The 11,918-nt window shown below is 74.8% G+C and carries 10 protein-coding genes and 1 pseudogene; 4 read left to right on the forward strand and 7 right to left on the reverse strand.

Annotated features, from left to right (window positions below; translation table 11 throughout):
- Nucleotides 1–78 precede the first annotated feature (78 nt).
- From ABT263_RS33460 to ABT263_RS33475, 4 genes are all read right to left on the reverse strand, one after another.
- Entirely contained in the window at nt 79–1,431 is a 1,353-nt protein-coding gene (locus ABT263_RS33460; RefSeq protein ID WP_352296302.1) for a carotenoid oxygenase family protein, read from the reverse strand.
- Nucleotides 1,432–1,480: 49 nt separating this feature from the next.
- Nucleotides 1,481–2,947, reverse strand: a complete 1,467-nt coding sequence (locus tag ABT263_RS33465) for an MFS transporter (RefSeq protein ID WP_352296305.1) — start codon at nt 2,945–2,947, stop codon at nt 1,481–1,483.
- 208 nt (nt 2,948–3,155) lie between these two features.
- A complete protein-coding gene (locus tag ABT263_RS33470; RefSeq protein ID WP_352296308.1) occupies nt 3,156–4,703 on the reverse strand; it encodes an MFS transporter in 1,548 nt (515 codons plus the stop codon).
- Between the two features lie 149 nt (nt 4,704–4,852).
- Entirely contained in the window at nt 4,853–5,686 is an 834-nt protein-coding gene (locus ABT263_RS33475) for an EamA family transporter (protein WP_352296311.1), read from the reverse strand.
- Between the two features lie 128 nt (nt 5,687–5,814).
- Between ABT263_RS33475 and ABT263_RS33480 the strand changes: the two genes are divergently transcribed.
- Complete coding sequence (locus tag ABT263_RS33480; protein WP_352296314.1) at nt 5,815–6,411, forward strand: helix-turn-helix domain-containing protein; 597 nt, start codon at nt 5,815–5,817, stop codon at nt 6,409–6,411.
- Between the two features lie 58 nt (nt 6,412–6,469).
- Here the strand turns inward: ABT263_RS33480 and ABT263_RS33485 are convergent, their stop codons facing one another.
- Together ABT263_RS33485 and ABT263_RS33490 are read right to left on the reverse strand one after the other, a co-directional pair.
- Nucleotides 6,470–7,171 (reverse strand): hypothetical protein, encoded by a 702-nt coding sequence (locus tag ABT263_RS33485; protein ID WP_352296316.1) that lies wholly within the window; start codon nt 7,169–7,171, stop codon nt 6,470–6,472.
- A gap of 351 nt (nt 7,172–7,522) precedes the next feature.
- Entirely contained in the window at nt 7,523–8,131 is a 609-nt protein-coding gene (locus ABT263_RS33490) for a hypothetical protein (RefSeq protein WP_352296319.1), read from the reverse strand.
- Between the two features lie 170 nt (nt 8,132–8,301).
- Here ABT263_RS33490 and ABT263_RS33495 point away from each other — a divergent pair, with 170 nt between their 5' ends.
- From ABT263_RS33495 to ABT263_RS33505, 3 genes and pseudogenes are all read left to right on the forward strand, one after another.
- The gene (locus ABT263_RS33495; protein ID WP_352296322.1) at nt 8,302–8,961 is read left to right on the forward strand and encodes a class I SAM-dependent methyltransferase; all 660 of its coding nucleotides are present in this window, start codon (nt 8,302–8,304) and stop codon (nt 8,959–8,961) included.
- A gap of 472 nt (nt 8,962–9,433) precedes the next feature.
- Nucleotides 9,434–9,664 (forward strand): annotated as a pseudogene (locus ABT263_RS33500) (PhoH family protein); the annotation flags it as partial.
- A gap of 117 nt (nt 9,665–9,781) precedes the next feature.
- Nucleotides 9,782–10,774, forward strand: coding sequence for an aldo/keto reductase (locus ABT263_RS33505; RefSeq protein WP_352296325.1), 993 nt, complete (start codon nt 9,782–9,784; stop codon nt 10,772–10,774).
- 305 nt (nt 10,775–11,079) lie between these two features.
- Here the strand turns inward: ABT263_RS33505 and ABT263_RS33510 are convergent, their stop codons facing one another.
- A complete protein-coding gene (locus ABT263_RS33510; RefSeq protein ID WP_352296328.1) occupies nt 11,080–11,565 on the reverse strand; it encodes a hypothetical protein in 486 nt (161 codons plus the stop codon).
- Between the last annotated feature and the right edge of the window lie 353 nt (nt 11,566–11,918).

The following is an 11,918-nucleotide window of genomic DNA, read 5'->3' on the forward strand; positions in this document are numbered from 1 at the left end:
CCGCTGATGGTGGACCCGGGGCGGCTCCCGGGTGAGCACAACGTCTTCGTCGCCGGGAACGACGCGGGGCCGCCGAGGTCACCCCTCGGTCGCGTCCGGGATCCACGAACCGTGCAGCCCGGCGCTCACCCGCTGCGGCAGGTGGACGGTGGCGACCCGGTCCAGGCCGGAGGCGTCCAGGACCAGCAGCTGGGACGCGTCCTGCTTGAGGTCGGAGACGACCGTCAGCAGGTAGCCGTCGTCCTCGCGGGTGGCACCGTCGGCGGGCACGAAGACCGCCTCGCTCGGCAGCCGGGCGTCGCCGACCTGGTGGATCCGCCGGGCGCCGGTGGTGCGGTCGTACTTGACGACGCCGTAGCCGCCGAAGCCCTGCTCGTCGGGGAAGGAGATGGCGTACTGGTAGCGGTTCTCGGCGCCGAGGTACCGCTCGTTGAGGGTCGGGAACTCCACCGCGAGGTCGTCGATGATCTGCTCGTCGACCGTACCGGCGGCCAGGTCGACCACCCAGCGGCGGGTGAGCGAGCGGGCCACCGGCTCGGTGCCGCGCCCGGGCGCGCCCACCCACCAGTTCCAGGAGAGCCGGAAGCCCTCGCGGTCCACCGTGGGACCCTCCAGGACGACGCGGCCCCGGCCGTCCTCGTAGGCGTTGCCGACGTGCAGCATGTTGCCCGGCTCGATGGAGAACCAGCGGACGTGGCGGGCCCCGTCGGCGCCGCGCGGCATGATGCCGATGCGGGAGAGCTGGGTGTCGCTCCAGCTGTAGGGGATGCCGGAGTGCTCGGCGGGGTCGAAGGTGACGTTGCCCTCGACGAAGACCACATGGCCGCTGGTGAGCGCGAAGTCGTGCTTGAGGGCGGCACTCGCGCCCGGGACCTCGGCGGTGTGGACGATCCCGCCCTTGGCGTCGGCGACGTGGTACGTCAGGAACGGCGGGAACGGCAAGGAGCCGAAGAAGTGGAGTTCCCCGGTGACCGGGTCCTCCTTGGGGTGCGCGGTCATCGCGGAGGTCAGCTTGCCGCCGAAGTCGTAGGCGCCCACGGTGTCGAGCTCCGGGGTGAGTTCGAAGGGCAGGTTGGCCTCGCAGAGCGCGAGGAGGCGCCCGGCGTGCTCGATGACGTGGGTGCCGGCGGCGCTGGCGGTCAGGTCCGGGCCGTGCTCCGTCAGGTAGGGGGCACCGTCCAGGGCGGGGGTCCGCACCCAGCGGTTGCGGTACCACTCGGCGCGGCCGTCCCGCAGCCGGACGCCGTGCACCATGCCGCTGCCCTTGAACCAGTGGGTGGGGGTGACGCCGGGCTTGGGGTTGTGGCCGTTGCGGAGCAGCCGGCCGGTCAGCTCGGGCGGCAGGTGGCCCTCCACGGTCAGGCCGGTGGCGGTGACCTCGTCGACGACGGGGGTGAAGTGACCGGTCAGGTAGGGCTTCTCGGTGCTCATGGCGGGGTTCCTTCTCGGTGGTGACGGGTGGTCGGGGGCTGGGCGGTGGTCAGCGACCGGTCAGCGGGAGCGGGACGGCCGTGGCCGCCGGGGCGCGGACCGGGCGGCGGGCCAGGTACCCGGCGAGCGCCGCGCTGACGGCGAGAACGAGGGCGGAGACGAGGAAGGCGGCCCGGTACCCGCTGGTGAGGGCTGCCGCGTGCGACGCGTGACCGGCGGCGCCGGCGGTGACCGAACCGGCCAGGGTGGCCAGGGCGGCGAGGCCGATCGCGCCGCCGACCTGTCGGGTGGTGTTGACCAGGCCGCCGGCCAGGCCCGCGTCCTGCGGCGGGACGCCGTCCACGGCGAGCGCGGTGAGCTGGACGAAGGCGACGCTCAGACCGAGGCCGACCAGGACGCTCGGGCCGAGGATGTCGGCGAGGTAGCTTCCGTCCGCATCGATCCGTGACAGCCACAGCAGCCCGGCGGCCTCGGTGAGCAGCGCCGCGGTGACGGTCGCGGTGGCGCCGAGCCGCCGGGCGATCCGGGGCGCCAGCGACGCACCGATCATATTGGCTGCCGCGAGCGGGAGTTGGCCCGCGCCGGTGGCCAGTGGCCCGGATCCGAGCACCTGTTGCTGGTAGAGCGGCAGGAAGAAGAACAGCGCGATCCACACCGATCCCAGCAGCGCCATCAGCAGGTTGCCCGCGGCGACCCGGCCGGTGGTGAGCAGTCGGCGCGGCACCAGCGCGTCGGGGCGGCCGCGTTCGACCACGACGAAGGCCGCGAACAGCGCCGCGGCCGCGCCGAGCGCGCCCAGCACCCGGGTGTCCGTCCAGCCGGCGCCGCGTGCGGTGGTCAGGCCCCAGACGAGACAGGTCAGCGAGAGGGTGACGGTGGCGGTGCCCAGCAGGTCGAACCGCCCGGTCCGCGCGCCGGTCTCCGGCGGCACGAGCACCGCCACGGCGGCCAGGACCAACGCCGTGCCGAGCGCGACCGAGTGGAAGATCCAGGGCCAGCCCCAGGCCTGGGTGAGGACACCGCCCAGCAGGACGCCGCCCGCTCCCCCCGCGCCGGAGACCGCGCCCCACACGCCCAGCGCCCGGCCGCGCCCGGGTCCGGAGGGGAACTGGCCCATCGCCAGGGCGAGCGCGGCCGGCGCGATCGCGGCGGCGGCGAGGCCCTGCGCCGCGCGGGCGGCGATCAGCACGCCCGGGGTGCCGGCCAGGCCGGCCGCCAGCGAGGCCGCCACGAACAGCCCGAGGCCGGACATCAGCACCCGGCGGCGGCCGAGGAGGTCGCCCGCCCGGCCGCCGGCCAGGAGCAGCGCCCCGAAGGCCAGGCCGTAGGCGTTGACCACCCAGGTGGTCCCGCCGTCCGACAGGCCGACGCCGGTGCGGATCTGCGGGAGGGCCACGTTCACGATCGAGGTGGCGAGCATGACGGTGAACTGGGCCGCCGCGAGCGCCGCGAGGGCGGCTCCCGGCCGGGTGGCCCGGGGGCCGGCCCGGTCGGTGTGGGTGTGTGCATCGGTCATGGGCACAGACTCGTGCGGAGCGTTGTCCACTCTCCAGGGCCGGCGGGGACGAGGACTGTTCACTCCTGTCCACCGCTGTCCACCCAGCCGGCCCTGGCGCCTCGATCAGCTCGCGGGTCGCTCCCCCGCCCCAGCCGCCGTCCCGCGCCTGCCGGTCGACCCGTCCGCGCATGGCGGCCCGGCCGCGTCCGCGCCCTCGGAGCAGCCGCTACCCGGCCGTCGCTCCGGCAGCGGACGTGCCCGTGCCCCGGTCCGCGACCCGGGCCCGGCGGATGCCCCAGCCCACGAGCACCGCGGCCACGGCGGTCAGCACGAGGCCGGCGCAGCCGACCGCGTCCAGGAACTCCGCGGTCCGGTGGGCGTCCCGGTCCGGGGCGGTGAGGTCGCCGGTGACGAGCGCCGCGAGGACGGTGCCGCCGACGGCGACGCCGACCGCGGCGGCGACCTCACCGGCGCTGTCCACCAGCGCCGCACCGACCGTCGTCCGGTTCCGGGGGAGGCCGCGCATCACGTTGGTCCCGGCGACGACCCCGACCACGCGCATGCCGGCCGCGGCGAGGGCGAGCGCGACGGCGACCCACGGGTACCCGAAGCGGCCCAGCAGCCCGTAGACGGCCAGTCCGCACACCACCGCTCCGGCGCTCAGCCAGGCGGCCCGGTCGAGACCCACGCGCTTGATCAGCGGGCCGACGAGGGCACCGCCGGCGATGAGGACGACGACCTGCGGCAGCATCCCGAGCGCCGCCCGCGCCGGCGTCCAGCCCAGGTCGAGCTGCAGGTGCAGCGTCACCAGGTAGCCGAGCCCGGCGGTCGCCAGTCCGGCCGCGCCCTTGAAGGCCAGGCCGCTCGACACCAGCGGGCGGGCGACCAGTTCGAGGTCGAGGAGCGGGTGGCGGGCCGACCGCTCGCGGACCACGAAGAGGACCGCCGCCGCGGCCGCCACCGCCGAGGTCAGCCACGGAAGGGGCGAGCGGGCACCCAGCTCGACGAAGAGCGTCGGTGCGACCAGCGCCAGCACGACCGTCGCCGTGCCGAGCAGCGCGCCGGCGGCGTCGACCGGGTCGCGGTGCAGCTCGTCCGCCCGGTCCGCCGGGATGCCGCGCCGGATGCCGAGGTACGCGAGCGCGGCGATCGGCACGTTGACCAGCAGCAGGGTCTGCCACGGGGCGACGGCGAGGACGAGACCGCCCGCCGTGGGTCCGACCGCGAGCCCGACCAGCCCCACCGTCGAGATGAGCGTCGTCGCACGGACGCGCAGGCCGTCCTCGTCGAACAGACGGAACGCCAGGGCGAGCGAGCCCGGCGTCGTCATCGCGGCCGCGATCCCCGTCGCCGAGCGGACGGCGATCAGCTGCTCCACCGTGGTGACGAACGCGGTGGCCAGGCTCGCCGCACCGAGCAGCACCAGCCCGACCAGCATGACCCTGCGCCGGCCGACCCGGTCGGCCAGCGCCCCGAGGGCGAGCATGAGCCCGCCGAACACCACGGCGTACGCACTGGTGACCCACTGCAGGGCCGTCGCCGAGGCGGACAGCTCGCGCCCGATGGTGGGCAGGGCGACGTTGAGGACCGAGTTGTCGAGCATCTCGAAGAGGAACACGGCGGAGAGCCCGGCGAGGGCGGTCCAGGCCTCGCGGAGGGAGCGCGGCGAGCGGGAACGTCCGGCGGGGGCAGCGAGGCTCTCGACGGCTTCACAGGGGCGTTCGGCGGGGGCAGCAGGGCTCTCGGCGGCTTCACGGGGACGGCGGGTGGGCACGGCGCACTCCTTCGAGGTGAAGAAGTGGCGGCTCGTCGGAGACCGCGTATGCGCGCGAGTGGCTCGCGTTTTTACTCCCGGTGCCGCCACCGTAGCACGCGGCCCGGCGCCCCCGGCACGCTCGTCCGGCGCCCCCGGGAGGCGGTCGGTCAGGTCAGCGCGAGCAGGCTGACGGCGACGGCCGCGGCCGCCAGCCCGGCGAGTTGCAGACGGTGGATCCGTTCGGCGAGCACGGCCCGGGCGAGCAGGACGGTGCCGGCCGGGTAGAGGGCGGTGATGACGGCGACGACGGCGAGGTCGCCGCTGCGGGCGGCGAGCAGGAACAGCAGGTTCGCCAGGGAGTCCAGCACGCCCGCGGCCGCCGACATCCCGTACGCGGGCCGTTCGCCGCCCAGCCGCCGGTACAGCAGGCCGGCCGCGGTCAGGGTGGCGGCCGAGGAGACGGCCCGGCCGGTGAGCAGCGGTGCCAACCCGCTGTCGGAGGGCGCCTGGTGCAGGCAGATCAGCTGCAGGGCGATGGCCGCGCCCGCGCCGAACGCGAGCAGCAGGGCGCCGCGCGAGGGCCGGGCCGGGCCCTCGCTCCCGACGCTCACCAGGACGACCGCGACCAGCGCGAGCGGCAGGCCGACCAGCCCGGCCGCGGAGAGCCGCTCCCCCTGCACCAGGCCGACCCCGACCGGCAGCACGGCGGACACCAGCGCGGTCACCGGCGACAGCACGCTCATCGGGCCGATCGCCAGGGTCCGGTAGAGCAGCACGAACGCGGCGGCCGAGGCGATGCCGGAGGCGGCGCCCCAGCCCACGGCGGCGGCGCTGAACGAGGCGCCGAGGAAGGGCCACAGCAGGAGTTCGACCGCCAGGCTGGCGGGGGCCGCGATCATCACGGTGCGCAGCACATGGGCCTTGCGGGCGCCCATACCGCCCAGGAAGTCGGCGCAGCCGTAGGCGAGTGAACTGCACAGGGCCAGCAGCAGAGCGGTCACAGCACGTCCTTCGATGCCCGTCGTCAATCAGTGGAATGACTTCACGGTACAACAGAATGACCAGGATGGGTTACCGGAACGACCGCAGGGTACATTTGAGTGGACCGAGGGACGAGGAGTGGTAATCGGTGGTCGAGACGGCGGCGGCTCTGCGAACGGTGGCGCGCAACGTGAGGGCGGCCCGGCTGCGGGCCGGCCTCTCCCTGGAGGAACTCGGCCGCCGCGCCCAGGTCAGCAAGGGCGCCCTGGTAGGCCTGGAACGAGCACAGGGCAACCCCAACCTCGCCACCCTGGTGCGGCTGGCCGACACCCTCGGGATCTCGGTGTCCGCCCTCATGCAGGGCCCACCCGAGGGACGGGTCCGCGTCGTGGCGGCCGACGCGGTCGCCCCGCTGTGGACCGGCGAGCACGGCGGCTCCGCCCGGCTCATGCTGACCACCTCGGGCCCGGCCCCCGTCGAGGTCTGGCGCTGGCACCTCGAACCCGGCGAGGACTACCCCAGCCACCCCCACCAGGCCGGCGTCGTGGAGACCGTCAGCGTCACCGCGGGCCGGATGACCCTGGTCGTCGACGGCACCGAGCACACCGTCGAGGCCGGCCAGACCGCCACCTTCGACGGCGACGCCCCCCACACCTACCGCGCCTCGGACACCGGCCCCTGCGACCTGATCATGACCGTCCACCTCCCCCCGGGCCCCACCCCGCCCGCCGGCGTGACCGTGTGAACCGGGGCACTCACCGGGACGCGGTACGGCGGTTCGCTCTGGCCGGGGCGGCCGCCTGTCACGTGGCCGTCGGCTGCGGGCTCATCGCGCGCTCGTACAGCGCCTCCCGCGCCCGCTTGAGCAGTTCGGCGGCCTTCTTCCGCGACGCCTCCTCCGCCTTTTCGAGCGCGCTCGGGTAGTCCGCGGACATCTCCGAGCCCGCGCTGTAGTCGACGGTGACCGTCAGGCGGAGATTGCCGTCGCAGAAGGCCGACCTGAAGGCCAGTTGGTCGACCGGCCCCGGGATGGTGTCGGTGAGCGGGTGCCGGACCGACGACTGGTAGCCCTCCTGGCCGAGCCCCCCGCCGTCGGTCGTCTCGAACTTCCGGGTCTCGGTCGGCTTGGGTCCGCCGAGCGGGGACTTCGCGATGTCCGCCTCGACCTCCAGCCAGTGGCAGCCGCGGGCCGCCTCGAAGACCGTCGCGTCGACGCTCACCCGCCAGTCCTCGGTCGCCGGACCGCCGACGTAGCCGCAGCTGAGCGACTTGGACGGGTCGCTCGCGATCCCGGCGCTCGTCACCGGTATGGAACTCCTCAGCTGCCCCGGCAGGCCGGGATCGCCCAGCACGGCGCAGAGGTCGCCGACCGTGCGGTACCAACCGACCTGCTTGGCCTTGCTCTCACTGCTGCCGCCCCCGCCGCCGCACGCGGTGAGGAGAACGAGGCCGGCGGCCCCAAGGGCGGCCGCGCCGGTACGGGAGACTGGGTTTCGACTCGTCATCGCGCCAGGTTAGAGCCCCCGTCGGAGTCGCGGGCCGGAAAACGTCAGCGAATCCGTCAGCGGGACCGGCACCCGCTCTACCGACCCTCCGCCACCAGCGCCTGCGCCTGCGCCAGGACACGAGCGGGCTGTCGCCCCGGGATTGCGCTCGTCATCGGCGGGGCGGAACCCGACCTCGACCCCGGCGACCTCCACCCCACCACCAGATCGAGTGGATGCCCGTCGACACCGAACGGGGCCTCACGATCGCCGCCCACCACAGACTGCGATCAGAGGGACCACGGCGACGGCGAAAGCGACCCGCACAAGGCCCTGAAGGGGCGGTTCGCCCGAGATCACGCGGGAGCGCGCTCAGCGGGCCACCGTGGAGGGGGTGACGTTCGGCTGCGGGGGGATGGTCATCGGGGGGAAGGTGATCACCGGGCCGATCGGGTGGCAGCCGTCCCAGCTGGGGAGTTGGAGGGGCGGGCAGCTGGTCGGGGGCTTCGGGAGGGTCGGGGTGGGTCGCGGGCCGGGGCTCCACGCGGCGGGCGGGTTCTCCTGGTCCAGGGTCGGCGACGGGGCGGACACGCGGGTCGGCGCCGGCTTCGGGGCGGCCGCGGTCTTCGAGGGGCGCGGCGGTGCGGCGACCGTGGACCGGGCCGGCGCCGGGGCTGCCGGAGGCTCGGTGGGCACGGGGGTCCCGACCGGCGGCGGCGTGCTCGTGGCGGCGAGGACGACCTCCGCCGGCGGGGCGGGCTCCGAGGGCGCGGGGCTCGCCGAAGCGGTCGGGCTCGGCGAGGTGTCGGCCGAGGCGCCGGAACCCACCGAGGACCCGGCCGGGACCGGATCGTGCGACCCCCGCAACGCCAGGCCCCCGGCACCGGCCAGGCCCAGCACACACACCCCGGCGGCTATTCCGCCGAGGAGCCTGCGCCGGTTCACCGGCTTCGCGTCCTGCTCGTCCCTCTCGCCCTGCATTTCCGGCCCCACCTCTGTCTGATACAGCGTCTGAACTGCGCGGATCGTAGCAGCGGGACACACAGCCGGAGAGGACCGGGACGGTGCCCCCACGCGAGGGCCTCCCGCGCGGTTTGCCGGATCGGCAACAGAACTGGCCCACCCGGTGGGCGGCGGGCGAGCGTTGGGGCATGACCGACGACATCGCAGCAACCTCGCCCGCGGGCGAGTACCTCGGGGACCCCGCCGTGCGGGCCGAGTGGGACGGCCGGTACGCCGACCGGCAGCAACTGTGGAGCGGCCGCCCCAACGGCGCGCTCGTGGCCGAGGTCGAAGGGCTCTCCCCCGGGCGGGTGCTGGACGTCGGCTGCGGCGAGGGCGCGGACGCCGTCTGGCTGGCGCGCGGAGGGTGGGACGTGACCGCGCTGGAGGTCTCCGGCGTGGCGCTGGAGCGGGCGGCCGGGCACGCCCGGGACGCCGGCGTGACCGTTCGCTGGGTGCACGCGGAGCTGGTCGGGGCGGCGCTCCCGCCGGCCTCCTTCGACCTGGTCTCCGCGCAGTACCCGGCCCTGCTGCGCACCCCTGGTGCCGCGGCCGAGCGGGCGCTGCTCGCGGCCGTCGCGCCCGGCGGCGTGCTCCTGCTCGTGCACCACGCGGGCATGGACACCCGGGAGGCACAGGCGGGCGAGTTCGACCCCGCCGACTACGTGTGGCCCGCGATGGTCACCGCGCTCCTCGACGAGGACTGGCGGGTCGAGGTGGACGAGCAGCGGCCGCGCGTGGCACCGGAGGGCGGCGCCGGCGCCCACCACACCGACGACCTGGTGCTCCGCGCCCGCCGGCTGCGCTGAGCCCGTCGCGCCACCTCGCGCCGTCGCCCCCGGGTCCACCCGACCCCGGGGGCGACCTCCCGGCCACTCGGCGTTCCCATGCCTCACACCCTGCTGGCAGCGCCTGGGGCACCTGCCACACCCCGACCGGCCACCCCGCCCGGCCACCTCGTCCGGCCACCTCGTCCGGGCCGAATTCCGCATCTGACGACACGGCCCGAACCGCCCTTTCGGTGTGATCCACGTGACAGGGCGAGGCGTTGGCCCCGATCCCGGACTGCCGTAGTTTGGGCCCACACCTACCTGTGAATGACTCGACGCCCCGTCGATTCAGTGCCGGATGAGGCATTCCCCACCGCACAGGCAGCAGGCGACGATTCGGTCCGGCCGCCGGACAGGGCCGGGAACTGCGAGGCCACGGACTCATCAGGCCTTTTCCCGACCCCGCGCTCCGCTCGCGGAGGAGGAATTCACCATGACGTCAGAGAACAGCCGCCGAGGCCTGCTGACGGTGCTCTCCCGGATCGGCCAGGGCTCCCGGGTGGTGCTGACCCACGACGTGGCGCAGCGCGACAACCTGCGGGTCGGCCGCTACGACGGCGTCGTCGCGGTGGTCGAGAAACTGAAGGGGCATCCGCTGTTCGCCCACATCACCCTCACCCGCTCCGAGCGCTCCCCGATCGCGGCACTGGTCACGGAGATGCTGGAGCACCCGGAGCTCTGAGCGGGGCCCACGCCCTCCCCCGGTCCGTCACCGCGCGCCGCGCCGCGATCCGACAAAGTCCCTTTCAGGCAGGGCTGTTGGTTCCCTCCACCGGCCTCCGCCTGAAAGGATGCCGGTATGACCCACCACCCTGCGGAGACCCGCTACACGTCCATGTCCTACCGGCGGGCCGGCCGCAGCGGCGTGCTGCTCCCCGCCGTGTCGCTCGGCCTGTGGCACAACTTCGGCGACACCCAGCCGCTGGAGGTGCAGCGCGCGGTGCTGCGCCGGGCCTTCGACCGCGGTGTCACGCACTTCGACCTGGCGAACAACTACGGCCCGCCGTACGGCAGCGCGGAGCGCAACTTCGGCCTTCTCTTCGCCCAGGACTTCAAGCCGTACCGGGACGAGCTGTTCATCGCGTCGAAGGCGGGCTACGACATGTGGCCGGGCCCGTACGGCGTCGGCGGGTCGCGCAAGTACCTGCTGGCGAGCCTGGACCAGTCGCTGGAGCGGATGGGCCTGGACTACGTCGACGTCTTCTACTCGCACCGCTACGACCCCGCGACGCCGCTGGAGGAGACGATAGGGGCGCTCGACCGGGCGGTGCGCTCCGGCCGGGCCCTGTACGCGGCGGTCTCCAACTACCCGGCCGCGCAGCACCGCGAGGCCGTGGAGATCCTGCGCGACCTGGGCACCCCGATGCTGATGAACCAGGTCCGGTACTCGATCCTGGACCGCGCCGCCGCCGAGGACGGGCTGCTGGACGCGGTCGGCGAGACGCGGACGAGTCTGATCGCGTTCTCCCCGCTGGCGCAGGGCCTGCTGACGGACCGCTACCTGTCCGGTGAGGTGCCGGCCGGCTCGCGGATGTCGGTCGGCCGCTTCCTCCGCGCGGAGGCGCTGACCGGGGAGAAGCTGGAGCAGCTGCGCTCGCTGAACAAGATCGCCGAGCGGCGCGGCCAGACCCTGGCCCAGCTGGCACTGTCCTGGGTGCTGCGGGACGAGCGGGTGGTCTCGGTGATCATCGGCGCGTCCAGCACCGCCCAGCTCGACCAGAACCTCGACGCGCTCGACGGCGGTCCGTTGACCGCCGAGGAGCTCGCCGAGATCGACCGGCTCAGTCGCTGACGCCCGCCGCCGACCGCCCGCGGTGCCGGGCGGCCGGCCGTCGACCCCGCACCGGAGAGCCCCTTCGCCGGCGCCGCCGTACCGCGCCCCGCCGTCCCGCTCTCCCCCGGGCCGCCGCCCGCCGTGCTCCTCGCCGCGGGAACGGCCGGATTCGCCGTCGGGCCGGGCGAGGCCTCCGAGGTGGTGGCACCGGGCACCGAGACCGTACCCGGCCGGGGTGCCTCCCGGCCCTCCTGCTGGATGGCCACGGTACCGCCGACCAGGGCGGCGGCCGAGAGCGCCAGGCTCCACCACAGGACGCGGCGCTAGCGCCGGCCCGGGCCAGAGCTGTCCCTGGCCGGTGACAGGGCCGGCCGTTCGGCGCGGGCCACGGTGCGGACTAGTTCGAGGACGACCGTGGGTTCGTCGTCGCCCCCGCACGTCGCCCCCGGCTGCGACGGGCGACCCCCGACGGAACAGGAAGGACAGGACGGTGCGGGTGCCCCGGGCGGCGGGGAGGACGGCCCGTCCGCGCCGCCCTGCCGGGCGGCCAGGTACCGGCAGGTCCGGACCGCGACCGCGACGGCGCGGGCGCGGCAGACGTCCGCGGAGCCGTCCTGGGGCGCGGTCCCGGCGGCAACCGCCGAGGACGGCAGTTCCCGCTGTCCGGCGGCCCGCACCACGGCCCGCAGGATCTCCCGCCGGCACTCCTCGGGCAGCGACAACAGCGCGACCGCGGCCGCCCGTTCGCCCGGCTGGGGCAGCCGGCCGCGGGGCTCGAAGGCGGTCCAGGACGCTGAGGGCTCTCTCACTGTTCTCCCTGCGTGCGGCTCGGCAGCCGACCGTCCACCTGCGCCGGTCGTGAGGGGTGGAGGGCCGTCGCCCCCGACCGTCCCGGGGGGTTACCGAAGCGTTACCGCCGGCTTTCGGACCGGGCGGCCGGGCGCGACCGGTCCGGATCCGGGATCGCCCGGGGAATCCCCGGCTGAGCCGCGGGGCTTGCCACCTGGCCGCGCGTCCCGTCCGCCCCGGCACCGGCCGCACGTCACAAGCTGGTCTCGACCCCGCCGCACCCTTGACGTGGTTTCCGAAACAGAGGTGTCATATCCCCATTGCGTTCGGAAGTGTTTGTTTCTGGCAGTCTACGTTCGATTGACTGGCCAAG

It is taken from the genome of Kitasatospora sp. NPDC001603 (genome assembly GCF_040298365.1).
Taxonomy (GTDB): Bacteria; Actinomycetota; Actinomycetes; order Streptomycetales; family Streptomycetaceae; genus Kitasatospora.